Below are 14,933 nucleotides of genomic sequence, written 5' to 3'. Positions count from 1 at the left end.
CTTGGAGAATTCAAGAAAAAGAAAAGGTAATGGAGAGAGTGCGATGGTTTTATTTGGAGCATTAGTTAACGGTTTGTGTATATTCGTCGGTACATTGTTAGGTCTTTTTTTTACTAAAATTCCGGAGCGGTTCAAAGAAACGGTCATGAGCGGTGTGGGGCTTGTCGTTCTTTTAATCGGTCTCCAAATGGCGCTGGAAACGGAAAACATCGTCATTGTTCTGCTCAGTTTGCTTTCTGGTGCGGTCATCGGTGAAGCGATCCATCTGGAAGACAAGCTTGAATACATCGGTCGCTGGATTGAAAGGAAATTTACAAAGCCCAACCAAACTTCAAGCGTTGCTCAAGGTTTTATTACCGCTTCGCTCATTTTCGTCATCGGTGCTCTCGCCGTCATCGGTGCGCTTGACAGCGGACTGCGTAATGATCATGAAGTGCTGATTACAAAAGCGATTATTGATGGTTTCGTTTCTTTGGTATTGACCTCCACGCTTGGCATCGGCGTGATTTTTTCCATTATTCCTGTCGTTCTTTATGAAGGATCCATTGCCCTTTTAGCGACACAAATCAATAACTGGATCCCCCAACATATGCTTGACCTATTTATAATTGAAATGACGGCCACAGGCGGATTGATGATCGTAGCGATCGGCCTGAATTTGTTGAAATTGACCAAAATACGTGTCGCGAATTTACTCCCAGCCTTATTAACGGTCGGCATCATTTTAACGATATCCGAGTGGTTTTAAGCGTCACTGAATGCTCTTTTTAAAGTTTGTAGAAGAGGTTGTAAAGGTGTGGAAAGGCTTCGTTTCCATATGAACCTGCTTTCTTTTCGCTTCTGTCAATTGGATGGCTGCCGCTACTTTTGCTGCCATCTGCATCACGACATGCAGTCTTGTATTCTGTAAGACCACATGCTCCATAAACCCACTGACATTGACCATTCCGCTAATGTGTAGTTGACCTACAGGCGGAAGGTCTTTTTTTAATGCCGAGCCCGGGTTTAACGAACCTTTTCCAAGCACGACAGATCCGACTGATGATGATTTTCCAAGGCATGCATCAATCGCAAGAATATAAGGACTCGGATGGTTTCTCCTGATTTCAGCTAATCGCTCCTTCAGATTCAACGCATGCAAAGGGTCCTCAAGTGTTCCATATATATGGAACGTTTTTAATGCATGGTCATGGAGCATCGAACCGACCAAAGGCCCGAAGGAATCTCCTGTGGATCTGTCGGTGCCAATACAGGCGATTACGATATCTTTGGAAGGTGGAAGCCATTCTTGCAAGTAAGTGCTCAACAAATCGCTCATGGCTGGATCGTCGGTGTTTACGCGTTTCTCTTCTTTTGAAAACTTGTCCTTGAAATTCATAGCTTCTCCTCCAGACACATAGTAGTAACAGTATATAAGGTTGTCCGCGGTTCTATACGTGACAAATACATAGATGTGGAGGAACGGTCATGTTAAAAGCAGGGTTCAAGTGGATGTTCTTAATCATAGGGACAATGATTGGTGCCGGATATGCTTCTGGAAGAGAACTTTGGCAGTTTTTTGGACATGATAGCAGCTTGGCGATTCTCTTGTTCTCTCTCATGTTTATCTTTTCTTGTAAAGCCATACTGGATATCAGTTTCAAAAAACAGACCGGGCACTATTTACCTGTTCTACGGGCAGTTGTCGGTAAACACCTGACCGGCGTCTATGACTGGATGATTATCATTTATCTTTTTACAACGACCGTCATCATGCTGGCAGGAAGCGGCGCAACGTGGCAGGCATTCAATTTTTCCTATCGAATTGGTGTCCTGGCGATTGTCATTCCTCTGATTCTTTTGTTCGTTTGGGATGTGAAAGGGATCGTCATCGTGAACAGCTTTGTTCTTCCGCTGCTCATATCGGGGCTTCTGTTCGTTTTGATTTTGTTTATCAGGGATCAGCAGCTGTCTCTTTTTGGACATGTTCATGAGATGAGCAACTGGATGTCCGCTTTTCCATTTACGGCGTTGAATATCCTTCCACTGATCGCTGTCCTCGGGGCCATCGGTAACCAGGTTCGAAACAAAGGGGAAATCTGGATTGCAAGTATTGGTAGCGGGGTTATTCTTGGGGCGGTTTCTTACCTTTATAACAACAGCCTGATCCAAATCTCGGAAGATATCATTTTATATGAAATCCCCCTTTTCGCGATTTTAAAACATTATCCGTATGAAATGATGATCTTCATGTCGGTCATGCTGTGGATCGCGATCTTTACAACAGCAGCCTCGGGGACGCTTGGACTTGTGACGAGATTCAGGGAATATGTGAGACAACCCCTCTGGATTCTTGCAATGGCTGTCATCGCTGTGATGCTTCCTTTTACATCATTCGGATTCTCAACACTCATTGAATACTTGTATCCGTTATACGGCATCCTGAACCTGTATGTTTTAGTTTCTCTTCTTTTATACCCGATTCTTTCCCGATTCAAAATTCGCTAGAAACCTGTTAAAATAGATGTCATATTCATAGACGGAAACAGGAGGGAAAGCGGTGACCGATGCTAAACAGGCGGTAGATGATGCAAAAACAAGATGGGACGAGATCGTCGACTATGTGACAGGTCCGGATCTATGGATTACCGTTGGATTTGGTGCGCTGAGGATTGTTCTCATTTTGTTGGTCTCCTTTTTGATCATTCGAATTGGAAGGAGAATCATCACCCAGTTTTTTGCTAACAAAAGGCGCGGACCTTTTCGGATTACCGAAAGAAGAGAAGCCACGCTGAATAAATTGGTTTTGAACACAATGTCTTATGTTGTGTACTTTATGGCCTTCATCATGATTCTTGAAACGTTCAATTTTGAAGTCGGCGCTTTACTTGCCGGGGCTGGTGTGGCAGGTCTTGCCATCGGTTTCGGGGCGCAGAACCTTGTCCGTGATATCATTTCTGGTTTCTTCATCATCTTTGAAGATCAATTCTCTGTCGGGGATTATATTCAGACTTCTGGCGTTGAGGGTTTTGTTGAGGAAGTCGGTCTCCGAACGACGAAAGTGAAGGCATGGACAGGCGAGGTTCATATCCTTCCTAACGGGAATGTCACTCAGGTGACGAACTTTTCCATCCATAACAGTATTGCAGTTGTTGATGTAAGTATTGCTTATGAGGAAGACATCGAAGCCGCTGAAAAAGTGATTCAGGAATTATTGAAAGAAATGCCGGAACGCTATGAATCGATGCTGAATGTCCCTGAACTGCTTGGCGTGCAGACACTCGGAGCGTCGGATGTCGTCATGCGTATCATTTGTGAAGTGAATCCGATGGAGCACTGGGCAATGGCCCGGGTGATCCGCAAAGAAGTGAAGAACAGACTGGATGCGGAAGGAATCGAGATTCCATTCCCTCGTATGGTGATGTATTCACGTGACGAAGAGCCGAACGAACCCGTCGATTACGGAGAAAAAGGAGGAGTTTCCTGATGGCTGATAAATCCTATGAGTTGAATGATATTGTTCAGATGAAAAAACCTCACCCCTGCGGAGAAAATCGTTGGAAGATCATCCGTATGGGTGCGGACATCCGAATTAAATGTGAGGGTTGCGGCCACAGCGTGCTCGTTCCTCGCAAAAAATTCGAAACAAAGATGAAAAAGGTTCTTGAAACAAGCGAATGATCCTCTCCCCTTCTGTATTCAGAGGGGGGCTTTTTATGCGAATTCATGTGAAATTATGAACATAAAGTCTGGTACATGTTTCTGATTTGTCGGTGCCAGGCACCTGATTTTCGTCTTTAGTGCCTGGCACCAAAATGATAGTAGGCATGGACATGTGGCACAACTAACGTGTAATTGTGAAATTTTGAACAGGAAACCTGGTACTCACGGAATACTTGTTGGTACCAGGTACAGAACTAGAGAATTGCGTACCCGGTACCCTTTCATTAGTTTTTCATACGTGGTACTCGTTTGTACAAAAATATTTGCAAACCCAAATAAAAAGATCCTTCTCCCTCTCTTTTTCAATAATTATTGAATTTGTTACTGTAGAAAAAGGAGTTTTTTAGGAGAAACAACCGAAGCTTTCCCGTTTTTGCATAGGTTGTTATTTTCAAGTACAGAATCTATAATTAAGTGGACTAACATGCATGTATGTAAATCCTTAAGGAGTGAAAGTCTCATATGGCACTAACAGCAGGAATCGTAGGTTTACCGAACGTGGGGAAATCTACGTTATTTAACGCAATTACACAAGCAGGCGCTTTGTCTGCCAACTATCCGTTCGCCACAATTGATCCGAACGTCGGGATCGTGGAAGTTCCGGATAGTCGTCTAGAGAAGTTGACTGAGCTTGTGAACCCTAAGAAAACTGTACCGACAGCTTTTGAATTCACGGATATCGCAGGAATCGTCAAAGGTGCGAGTAAAGGGGAAGGACTAGGAAACCAGTTCTTGTCTCATATTCGTCAAGTGGATGCGATTTGTCACGTGGTACGAGCATTTGAAGATGAAAATATCACCCACGTATCCGGTCAGGTCGATCCGATTACGGATATTGAAACCATCAACCTTGAACTGATTTTGGCGGACCTTGAAACCGTGTCGAAGCGCATGGATCGTGTCGCAAAAATGGCACGTCAAAAGGACAAGGAAGCAGTGGCTGAGTATGCAGTACTTGAAAAACTGAAAGATGCATTGGAGGAAGAAACCCCTGCCCGTGCCGTCGAATTCAGCAGCGATCAAGAAAAGATTGTAAAAGGCCTTCATCTATTGACTTCAAAGCCTATCCTCTATGTGGCGAATGTAAGTGAAGATGAAATCGGTGAAGCAGATAACGATCGAGTGAAACAAATTCGCGAATTTGCAGCAAAAGAAAACGCGGAAGTTATCGTGGTTTGTGCAAAAATCGAATCTGAAATCGCTGAGCTTGATAACGAAGAAAAAGAAGAGTTTCTTGAAGATCTCGGGATTGAAGAATCCGGTCTTGACCAACTAATCAAAGCAACTTACAACTTGCTTGGGCTGGCGACTTACTTTACGGCTGGCGAGCAGGAAGTCCGTGCGTGGACATTCAAAGAAGGCATGACCGCTCCACAGGCAGCCGGTATCATTCACACAGACTTCGAACGTGGTTTCATTCGTGCGGAGACGGTCTCATATGATGATCTCGTTGATGCAGGATCCATGGCTGTAGCCCGCGATCGTGGTCGTGTCCGTTTAGAAGGTAAAGAATATTTAGTGAAAGATGGCGACGTTATCCATTTCCGTTTCAACGTATAAGCGAGGATCCTTCCGTTAAAAGGTTGTAAATCTTGGACAACTATGATACAATACTAAATTGTGAGTAATTCAATGAAGATTACTCCTTGCTCCTTTGATAGAAAAGGAGCCGTCAAGTCCATAAGGAGGTGAAAACGGATGAGTAGAAAATACGAAATCATGTATATCATCCGCCCAGACATCGAGGAGGAAGCGAAAACATCTGTCAAAGATCGTTTCAGCAAAATCCTAACAGATAACGGTGCGGAGATTGAAGAAGTTAAAGAAGTTGGCAAGCGTCGTCTTGCTTACGAAATTAACGACTACCGTGATGGGATCTATGTAACAGTTGATTTCACAGGTACACGTGATGCAATCAACGAATTCGACCGTCAAGCGAAGTTCACGGATGATATTATCCGCCACATCGCTGTACGCGAAGATGACAAATAAGGAGTGGTTCTGATGTTAAATCGTGTCGTATTAGCCGGCAGATTGACGAAGGATCCTGATTTACGCTATACGCCAAACGGAGTAGCTGTCGCCAACTTTACAATCGCCGTAAACCGTCCTTTTTCCAACAACTCAGGAGATCGCGATGCCGATTTCATCAACTGTGTCGTTTGGAGAAGAGCGGCTGAGAACTTGGCTAACTTTATGAGTAAAGGTAGTCTTGTCGGTGTTGACGGACGCCTACAGTCCCGCAGCTTCGATAACCAAGAAGGTAAGCGTGTATTTGTAACAGAAGTTGTTGCAGATAGCGTGCAGTTCCTAGAGTCCAAAGGTGCTTCCCAAGGCGGGGGTAACCGTGGAGGTTCAGGATTCCAACCAAATCAGAATCAACAACCATCAGGAAACAACTTCGGTTCTAATAACAGCAATAACAACCAACGAAATGATGACCCATTTGCAGATAATGGGGAACCAATCGATATATCAGATGATGATTTACCATTCTAAATAGGAAGGAGTGAATGCTACATGGCACGTCGTGGACGCGGAAAACGTAAAAAGGTGTGTTTCTTCACAGCTAACGGAATCACACACATCGACTTTAAAGATGTTGATTTGTTGAAACGTTTCGTCTCTGACCGTGGAAAAATTCTTCCTCGTCGAGTAACTGGAACTTCTGCAAAATATCAGCGTAAATTGACGAAAGCGATTAAACGCGCTCGTACAATGGCCCTACTTCCTTACTCTACTGAGTAATAGTAGCGTCATAAACCCCTTGATGACTCACTAGAGCCATCAAGGGGTTTTTTATCGTTATCTTTATTCATGTAAATGGCAGGATTCTTGAAGACTCAGTTTCGAGATGTTTTTTGAGTGGATGGGGCTGCGGGGAATGACTCGCTTTCCGCGGGAGCGCGTTGAGCCTCCTCGGACTCCGTCTTGCGGGGTCTCACCTAGCACTCTTTTCCTCTTCTATATCCGGTTTCGGCGCCTAGCGGCTAGTGAGACTTCCCTCGCTTCTGTACGATAAGTCAACATCGAATCACTCCGTTCTTCGTGTTTCCTTTATCTCCGCCAGCTCAGTCCAGTCCATACGCCGCTGATCGAGGCGCCTGCACACTTAAGTTAGGAGTCTCCCCATTCCCCTCCGCCACTGTACCATGGGAGTTTCTCGAAACCACTTCTATCAGTTCTCGGAAACTCTGCTGGTATGCTCAAGCGAAGTGGATAATATAATACTCTCCCTAGTGTAAATTCGAATGTGAAAACTTGATATAGAGCGCTTTATGCCTACTTATAAGTGGGGGTGGTAGGCGCCCCATTGTGGTAAAGGGGTTCGTTTCTCACATGCATCGAATGGGGTTGTTGGGAAGCTGCGAGACTCCCGTGGGAGAAAGGAGATAGGCGAGATCCCGCAGGGCTTTAGCCCGAGGAAGCTCGCCACTCCCCCCACAGGAAAGCGAGTAGCTTCCCAACAACCTCTGACTCCTAATACGGCAAACGAACCCCGGTTATCTCGAAACTGAGTCTTCCACAATAGGGAGCTATTACGCAATAAACACTTTTTCAGCTACATAAAAAACACGGCTGTTCCTCTGAATTCAGAGAGTCAGCCGTGTTTTGTTATTCTATTTCAGCCCCATTAAGGCTCTCAGCTCTTGTTTGTTCGTCAGCAAGTCTTCCAGTGTGTATTTATCTAAGACGGTTAGAAAGGCTCGTAAGGCTTCGTGAAGGACGCCTTTCAGCTTACATGCCGGGGTGATGACGCAGTAGTTGGTGGCGCAGTCAAAGCATTCGAGCAAGTGGAAGTCGTCTTCCATGGCGCGGACAACGCTTCCTATATTGATGTCTGCTGGTTCCTTCGCCAGACGGATGCCGCCAGAACGTCCCCGGAGAGTTTCGATCAGCTCTAGTTTATTCAACTCGTGGATGATTTTTCCTAAATGGTTTTCGGAGATGTGAAAAACCTCGGAAATCTCCTTTTTATTCGCAAGTTCGCCATCTCGTTTCGATGCAGTGAAAATCAGGACTCTCAAAGCGTAATCGGTGTATTTCTTGAGACGCATCTATTTTAACCCTCATTCTTGTTTTTTTATTATCTTATCATAAACTGCCCTGGCTGTCTTAATTAAGCAATGTTTTGTTTTCTGTCACAAAAGATGTATTTTAAATATTGCTTTTGCGAGGAAGGACTCCTTATAATAAAGATGTATATAAAATACATCAATTAATAAAAGGGGTTTTTAAGTATGTCTACGAAGGCGACTGAAATTCTCGATCAACAGACAACAAAGACGATTAAATCAACCGTTCCTGTATTAGCAGAACATGGAGAAGCGATTACGCGTCACTTTTACAAACGGATGTTTGAAGATCATCCAGAGTTGAAAAATATTTTTAACCAGACACACCAGCGGGTCGGGGATCAGCCAAAGGCGCTTGCCAATACGGTTTATGCGGCTGCCCAATACATTGATCAACTCGAGGTCATTGTTCCGCGTGTTAAACAAATTGCAGAAAAGCACCGTAGTTTAAATGTGAAACCTGAACATTACCCGATCGTAGGAGAATACTTGTTAAAAGCCATTAAAGAGGTCCTTGGGGATGCAGCCACCGATGACATTATTGAGGCATGGGGGAAAGCTTACGGAGTCATTGCTGATGCTTTTATTGGAGTGGAAAAAGAGTTGTACCAGGAAGCAGAACAGCAAAAAGGCGGCTGGATCGGGTACCGCTTATTTGATGTGGTGGATAAGGTTAAAGAGAGTGAGGAAATCACTTCTTTCTATTTGGAACCAAAAGACGGAAAAGCATTACCTACTTACAAACCCGGCCAATATTTAACCATCAAGGCAGAAATCCCAGGAGAAACCTATACGCACCTTAGACAGTACAGTCTTTCTGATGCCCCGGGAAAATCATACTACAGAACTAGTGTTAAAAAAGAACGAGGACTCTTGAATCACCCTGACGGTATGGTTTCTTCCTGGTTGCATGATCAGGTTGAAGCTGGGGATTCCATTCCTGTCAGTGCCCCAGCGGGAGACTTTTATCTAGATACCCATACCGAACGTCCACTTGTTTTGATTAGTGGAGGTGTAGGGCTCACACCTTTGATGAGCATGTGGAAGTACGCACAGAAAGCTCAGCCGAATCGTCAGGTTCATTTCATCCATGCTGCAAGAAACGGACGTGTGCACGCTTTTAAAGAGGAAATTGAAGAGTCAAAACCAGGTACGGCCCACCTCATATATGAAAAGCCTGAGGAGAATGACTTGTTGAAAGGACTGCACAAATCAGAAGGTTATATTACACTTGATTGGTTGAAGACAATTGCTCCTGAAGAAGCAGAATTTTATTTTTGCGGACCGGAAGGGTTCATGAAGGCTGTTTATGGCATGCTGAATCGTTGGGGAATTCCTGAAGACCGTATTCATTATGAATTTTTTGGACCTCAAGGAGAGTTATAAAAAAGAGACGGAATCACAATTTGATTCCGTCTCTTTTTGTTTGGATACATGATTCTGAAGGGCTACACTCACATTGTTCCTACTTTCGTGACATAAGCAACCCTCCACTGAAAGGAAAATTCACCTTCATCCAGATGAGTTAATCATGCATTCTCTTGTCTCTAGGGGCATGGGTTTTTTATGAACAGGAAGGGGCAACGGGCTGCAGGCGCTGATCAAATTTATTGATTTGCGCCATGAAACCTTGAATGACTGGTCCGCTGAACAGGGTGATCAGTACAGTGCCAATGCCAATCGCCCCGCTGAAGAGAAAGGCGAGAATAACCAGGAGAATACTGATGAGCGCCCTTGAGATGGACACGTTCCAGCCCGTGAGTTTACTGACAACGAGCATCATCCGGTCGAATGGGTTCGGGGCGAAGTCTGCTTGAAGGTTAAGCGCAATACCGAAACCTGCAATGACCATTCCAACAACCAAGCAGATCATCTGCGTCCAAAACACATCTGGATGGATCGTATCGCGGATGGTAAAGACCCAAAAATCGATGCCGATTCCAGTTAAAAGAGATGTCGCCAAAGCAAGGAGCTCTGGTCGTCTTTTTTCAGCAATAGCATTGAATACGATCATACTGAAACCGACAACGATCTCCCAACTTCCGATTGTCAGACCGAACGTCCGGTGCAGACCGACGAGAAGGGCATCAAATGGAGACGTACCTTGTGCAGACTGGATGGTCAAGGCGATGCCAAGTGTCATGATGATAATGCCTACCGTATAATACATCGTCCTCATATAGATGCGCTTCATGTCCATCCGCCCCTTTCGTTTTTTCATACCTTAAGAGACTATATCGCGAATAGACGGGAAATTTCAAGACTATGAATGTAAAAAAACGACAGGGAAAAGTCCCTGTCGTTTTTAGATTCTTTACTCTTCTACATAAGCCCATTTAAATTCAAATTCCGGGCCTGTTGCTGTGGTGAAGACACCTTTGATCGAAGGACGGAAAAGTTGAGCTTTTGCATCCTGATAGATTGGTGCTACCGCTTGATCTTCTTCTAGAAGCAGTCTTTCAGCTTCCAAGAATGTTTCATAACGTTTTTCAGGTTCTTGGGCATACTCGCCGTTCGCTTTTTCAATCAACGCGTCATACTCTTCGCTGGAGTAGCCCATGTTGTTGTTCTGACCATCTGTAAGGTACATGTTCAAGTATGTGTTCGGGTCAACATAGTCTGGACCCCATGTAGCAGCTTCCATTTCGAATTCGCCTTCGTTGTCACGGCGGACACGTTCTTTAAATGGTACTTCCATCAAGTTGATGGTTACGCCTTCAAGGTTTTCTTCCAGTTGGTTCTTATAGTAGGCAAGAACGTCTTTGGAAGTCCCTGTATCATCACCAAGCAGTTCGATTTCAACAGAATCGGTACCTAGTGCTTCCAGGCCTTTCTGCCAATGTTCTTTTGCTTTTTCAACGTTATATTCTACCAACGGACCTTGAGCTTCACGGAAGTCCTGATCACTGTCCGGCATAGAAACAAAGTTGGATGGAACATAGCCTTCTGCTGGTACAGATCCATCGTTCAAAATGACGTCAACGAGTGACTGACGGTCAATCGCGTAGGAAATCGCTTTACGAATGTCTGCATTCGCAAGAGCTTCGTTATTCTCCTGGTTGAACTTGAAGAAGTATAAGTATGGTTTTTCAGCAACATTGAAAGCGTCGCTCGTGCGGTACTGGTCCACGAATTCAGCGTTCAATTCCGTCTGATCGATTTCACCAGTATCATAAAGGTTGACACCAGTGGAAACTTCTTTAATTACTTTTGCATTAATCGTTTCTAATTGAACGGTGTCAGCATCCCAGTACGTATCACTTTTCTCAACGGTCCAGCCTTCGCCGTGATTCCATTCCGTCATTTGGAATGGCCCGTTAGAAATTGTATATTCAGCTTCTGTAGCAAATTTGTCGCCCTGTTCTTCTACATACTTCTGGTTCAACGGCATGAATGTAATGAATACCGTCATAGACTTGAAGTATGGGACAGGCTTTTCAAGTTCTACGACAAGGGTTTTATCATCTTTTGCTGTAGCGCCCAGATCTTCAAGTTCTGCTTCACCATCACTGATGGCTTGGGCATTTTTAATGATGCCTCCAAGGAAGTAAGGGCCGTACTCAGAGCCAACCTCTGGGTCGACAGCTCTTCTCCATGCATATACGAAGTCGTGTGCTGTGACAGGGTCACCGTTGGACCATTCCGCATCACGCAATTTAAATGTCCATGTCAGGCCGTCTTCACTCACTTCGGAGCTTTCTGCCATTCCATCTACAAGCTGGCTGTTCTCATCCAGGCGGTATAGCCCTTCATAAGTTTCCCCAGCCCACTGGAAACCGACCGAATCGGTGATTAGAGATGGATCCATGCTAGGGATCTCACTTTTCGCTGTTACGGTAATTTCTTGATTTCCGGAAGCTTCTCCCTCGTCTGACTGTTCAGTTGTTTCTTCAGATGTTTCATCCGTGTTTTCTTCACCTGTGTCTGTTGATGTTTCGCTGTCTCCCCCGCTACAAGCTGCAAGGAACAGTGCGAACATCAGTGCCATTAACACCAATAGATGCTTTCTCAAAGTGAATTCCCCCTATTTTTAATTTTCTAAAAATAATTACTTTTTGAATTATACAGATAAAAAAGAAAAAAATCAAAGTCCTTTATTCGATAAAAATAAGAAAAAAATGTCGTTGAACAGAATATTCTAATTTAATTGACAATGGTTCTTTCTTTGATAGGATTAGAGAATATCATTGCTTTTCTAAAGCATAAAAGGATCTATGGAGAAAAGTGAATCACTGAATATAGAGGAGGTTGAAGGAAGTATGAAACGTGAATGGGATTTGTTGCACACCCCTGGTCCAACGCCAATTCCACCGAGTGTAGAACGGAGCATGAATCAACCGATGATCGGCCACCGTGGTGGAAAGGCCAAAGATTTGATCAATGCTATTGCTCCTAAACTGAAGCCGGTGTTCGGTACATCTGGAGAGGTGCTGGTCGTTACAGGGAGCGGGACGTCTTCTTTGGAAGCATCTGTTGTAAACACGACCAAGCCCGGGGACAAAGCAATTGTCGTAGTCGCTGGAGCATTCGGAGATCGTTTTGCTCAGATTTGTGAGACGTATGAATTGGATGTGGTACGCGTTGAGGTTTCATGGGGAAAAGCAGTCGAGATCTCCCAAGTGGAAGAAGCACTTCAAGAACATCCCGATACGAAGGCCGTTTTTCTTACACACTGTGAAACATCTACAGGGGTCATGCATCCGGTGGAAAAAATTGCTGAGCGTGTAAAATCTATAAGTTCAGCTCTGGTCATCGTCGATGGGGTTTCTTCTATTGGAGGCGCCGAAGTGAAGATGGATCAGTCTGGAATCGATATCTTAGTTTCAGGTTCACAAAAAGCGATGATGCTTCCTGCGGGGCTCGCGTTTTTGGCTGTCGGAGCTCAGGCCTGGTCAGTCATTGATGAAAATCCGCGTCCTCGTTTTTACTTAGATTTACGGAAATACCGTCAACAGCTTGAAGGTGGGCAGACTCCTTTCACACCTGCTCTTTCCCTTCTTTTCGGTCTCCAGCAGGTCCTTGGATTGTTGGAAGAGGAAGGCTTAGATCGGGTTTTTGAACGTCACCAAACGATGAAAGAAATGACACGGGACGCTTGCCGTGCCTTGAACCTGCCTCTGTTGGTCTCTGACGAAGATGCTTCATCGACCGTCACATCGATCCGACCAGAATCTTTTGAGGCAGAACAACTCCGAAAAGTGGCGAATGAAGAGTTCGGCCTTATTTTAGCTGGCGGACAGAAGCATATGAAGGGTGAAATTTTCAGGATTGGACACATGGGATACTGTCGTCCTGCTAATGTTCTTCAATATATAGGAATTCTTGAAATTGTCTTGAAACGTTTAGGTCATGAATTCGAACCTGGAGCGGGTGTCGCAGCTGCGCAAGCCGTTTATTTGGAACGTACAAGGGAGGAATAGAGATGCACCGCGTATTGATTAGTGATCCACTGAGTGAAGATGGAATCAGACCTCTATTAGAGGCGGAAGATATCGAAACCGTCATGAATCCGAACTTATCTCATGAGCAGTTGTTGGAGGAAATCGGTTCGGCAGAAGCACTTATCGTAAGAAGCCAGACGCAAGTGACAAGAGAAGTCATTGAACATGCCCCTCATTTGAAGATTATCGGCCGTGCGGGAGTGGGAGTCGATAACATCGATCTCGATGCGGCCACGGAAAACGGCGTCATTGTCGTGAATGCCCCTGATGGGAATACGATCTCGACAGCCGAACACACGATGGCGATGCTCATGTCGTTAGCTCGGAACATTCCGCAAGCTTATCATCAGCTCCAACAAAAACGGTGGGAACGTAAAAAATTCGTCGGCGTTGAGTTGAAAGATAAAGTGCTCGGCATTGTCGGTTTCGGACGTATCGGTCGCGAAGTCGCCCAGCGCGCCAAAGGTCACCGCATGAAAGTTGTCGCCTTCGATCCGTTTCTGAATGAAGAAAAAGCAGAAAAAGCAGGTGTCACACATGGGACATTAGAGGAAGTTCTCAAACAGGCAGACTTCCTGACTGTTCATACCCCTCTGATTGACAAAACGAAGCATCTGATTAATGAAGAAGCCATTGCCATGATGAAGACGGGAGCCCGTATATTGAATTGTGCCCGTGGAGGGATTGTAGAAGAAAATGCACTTTATGAAGCGATCCAATCAGGGAAAATCGCCGGGGCAGCGCTTGATGTCTTTGAAGAAGAACCTGCGACGGAGCATCCGTTGTTATCCTTGCCGGAAGTGATTGCCACCCCTCACCTCGGTGCAAGTACGATCGAAGCTCAGGAAAACGTCGCGACAGACGTCAGCTACGATGTGCTGGAACTATTGCGCGGAGGAACGGTGAGAAACCCGGTAAATCTACCTTCTGTGTCATCAGAAATGATGGAGAAGCTCTCCCCTTACTTCAAGCTCTCTGAACGTTTAGGCGCCTTTTTATCAAAAGTGGTGGAAGGTACGCTTGAGCGTGTGAACGTTTATTATAGTGGCGATTTGCTTGAGGTTGATACAATGCCTCTTACAAGGATTGCCGTCAAAGGGATATTGAAACGTCATATCGGAGAACGTGTGAATGATGTGAATGCGTTCAAGACAGCTTCTGATAAAGGGATTACGGTAAATGAGCAGAAGTCGACCCAAACGAAAGGATTCACGAACTTGATCACCGTCGAAATCGAGACCGATCAGGAAAAGCGCAGCCTTGCCGGTACGCTGCTGAACGGTTTAGGCGCACGTATCGTGCAGTTTGATCAGTATTCCATCGACGTTGTTCCAGAGGGACACCTTGTCGTGATCCGCCACACCGACCAGCCAGGCGCGATCGGCCGCGTGGGGAGCTTACTTGCCGAACATGAAATCAACATTGCAACTATGCAGGTTGGACGTACGAATGAAGGTGGAGAAGCCGTCATGGTGCTCACGGTAGACAAACCGGTGGATGGGGAGTGTAACGAAAAGCTTGCTCAAATTGAAGATATCAAGCAAGTGCAGTGTTTGACGATTTAATTGTATCCATTTATGGGAGCTGATCCAAGATAATTGCTATTATTTAATAAATGAAAAGACAAACCTCGACAGGTTTGTCTTTTTATTATGGAAAAAGTGATTCCATTTTATAGTTTTGTAAAATCTAGTACAAAAGCTTTGACTTTGAG

Annotated in this window: 15 protein-coding genes; 11 read left to right on the top strand and 4 right to left on the bottom strand. The window is 44.9% G+C overall.

What is annotated here, in order from left to right; genetic code table 11:
- The first annotated feature begins 43 nt into the window (after window positions 1–43).
- A complete protein-coding gene (locus BLS23_RS01360) occupies window positions 44–748 on the top strand; it encodes a DUF554 domain-containing protein (protein ID WP_089650714.1) in 705 nt (234 codons plus the stop codon).
- A gap of 3 nt (window positions 749–751) precedes the next feature.
- On the opposite strand, the gene yyaC is transcribed toward BLS23_RS01360, so the two are convergent.
- A complete protein-coding gene (yyaC, locus tag BLS23_RS01355; RefSeq protein WP_089650713.1) occupies window positions 752–1,378 on the bottom strand; it encodes a spore protease YyaC in 627 nt (208 codons plus the stop codon).
- Between the two features lie 89 nt (window positions 1,379–1,467).
- Here yyaC and BLS23_RS01350 point away from each other — a divergent pair, with 89 nt between their 5' ends.
- The 7 genes from BLS23_RS01350 to rpsR all read left to right on the top strand — a co-directional run bounded on the left by BLS23_RS01350 (window position 1,468) and on the right by rpsR (window position 6,450).
- Window positions 1,468–2,487, top strand: a complete 1,020-nt coding sequence (locus BLS23_RS01350; protein WP_089650712.1) for a YkvI family membrane protein — start codon at window positions 1,468–1,470, stop codon at window positions 2,485–2,487.
- 52 nt (window positions 2,488–2,539) lie between these two features.
- Window positions 2,540–3,466 carry a mechanosensitive ion channel family protein gene (locus tag BLS23_RS01345; protein WP_089650711.1) on the top strand — a complete coding sequence of 309 codons (927 nt, stop codon included), beginning with the start codon at window positions 2,540–2,542 and terminating at the stop codon, window positions 3,464–3,466.
- Window positions 3,466–3,660, top strand: coding sequence for a DUF951 domain-containing protein (locus tag BLS23_RS01340; protein WP_089650710.1), 195 nt, complete (start codon window positions 3,466–3,468; stop codon window positions 3,658–3,660). Before BLS23_RS01345 ends, BLS23_RS01340 begins: the two co-directional genes overlap by 1 nt.
- 504 nt (window positions 3,661–4,164) lie before the next feature.
- Complete coding sequence (ychF, locus tag BLS23_RS01335) at window positions 4,165–5,262, top strand: redox-regulated ATPase YchF (RefSeq protein ID WP_089650709.1); 1,098 nt, start codon at window positions 4,165–4,167, stop codon at window positions 5,260–5,262.
- Between the two features lie 138 nt (window positions 5,263–5,400).
- Window positions 5,401–5,694, top strand: a complete 294-nt coding sequence (gene rpsF, locus BLS23_RS01330; protein WP_089650708.1) for a 30S ribosomal protein S6 — start codon at window positions 5,401–5,403, stop codon at window positions 5,692–5,694.
- A 12-nt stretch (window positions 5,695–5,706) separates the two neighbouring features.
- A complete protein-coding gene (gene ssb / locus BLS23_RS01325) occupies window positions 5,707–6,201 on the top strand; it encodes a single-stranded DNA-binding protein (protein ID WP_089650707.1) in 495 nt (164 codons plus the stop codon).
- A gap of 21 nt (window positions 6,202–6,222) precedes the next feature.
- Window positions 6,223–6,450: a 30S ribosomal protein S18 gene (gene rpsR / locus BLS23_RS01320; RefSeq protein ID WP_089650706.1), complete on the top strand. Its 228-nt coding sequence runs from the start codon at window positions 6,223–6,225 to the stop codon at window positions 6,448–6,450.
- 872 nt (window positions 6,451–7,322) lie between these two features.
- Here the strand turns inward: rpsR and BLS23_RS01315 are convergent.
- Complete coding sequence (locus BLS23_RS01315; protein ID WP_089650705.1) at window positions 7,323–7,760, bottom strand: Rrf2 family transcriptional regulator; 438 nt, start codon at window positions 7,758–7,760, stop codon at window positions 7,323–7,325.
- Between the two features lie 183 nt (window positions 7,761–7,943).
- Between BLS23_RS01315 and hmpA the strand changes: the two genes are divergently transcribed.
- A complete protein-coding gene (gene hmpA / locus BLS23_RS01310; RefSeq protein ID WP_244157020.1) occupies window positions 7,944–9,164 on the top strand; it encodes an NO-inducible flavohemoprotein in 1,221 nt (406 codons plus the stop codon).
- A gap of 178 nt (window positions 9,165–9,342) precedes the next feature.
- Here the strand turns inward: hmpA and BLS23_RS01305 are convergent, their stop codons facing one another.
- Both BLS23_RS01305 and BLS23_RS01300 read right to left on the bottom strand, forming a co-directional pair.
- Window positions 9,343–9,972 carry a YczE/YyaS/YitT family protein gene (locus tag BLS23_RS01305; protein ID WP_089650704.1) on the bottom strand — a complete coding sequence of 210 codons (630 nt, stop codon included), beginning with the start codon at window positions 9,970–9,972 and terminating at the stop codon, window positions 9,343–9,345.
- Window positions 9,973–10,092: 120 nt separating this feature from the next.
- Window positions 10,093–11,766, bottom strand: a complete 1,674-nt coding sequence (locus BLS23_RS01300; protein WP_374189693.1) for a peptide ABC transporter substrate-binding protein — start codon at window positions 11,764–11,766, stop codon at window positions 10,093–10,095.
- Between the two features lie 271 nt (window positions 11,767–12,037).
- Here BLS23_RS01300 and BLS23_RS01295 point away from each other — a divergent pair, with 271 nt between their 5' ends.
- Window positions 12,038–13,198, top strand: a complete 1,161-nt coding sequence (locus tag BLS23_RS01295) for a pyridoxal-phosphate-dependent aminotransferase family protein (protein WP_089650702.1) — start codon at window positions 12,038–12,040, stop codon at window positions 13,196–13,198.
- Between the two features lie 2 nt (window positions 13,199–13,200).
- Entirely contained in the window at window positions 13,201–14,784 is a 1,584-nt protein-coding gene (serA, locus tag BLS23_RS01290; protein WP_089650701.1) for a phosphoglycerate dehydrogenase, read from the top strand.
- Window positions 14,785–14,933: the final 149 nt, after the last annotated feature.

Source organism: Halobacillus aidingensis, assembly GCF_900104185.1.
In the GTDB taxonomy this organism is placed as follows: domain Bacteria; phylum Bacillota; class Bacilli; order Bacillales; family Halobacillaceae; genus Halobacillus; species Halobacillus aidingensis.
The sequence above is the reverse complement of the archived record's forward strand: the minus strand, read 5'-3'. Positions and strand labels throughout refer to the sequence as shown.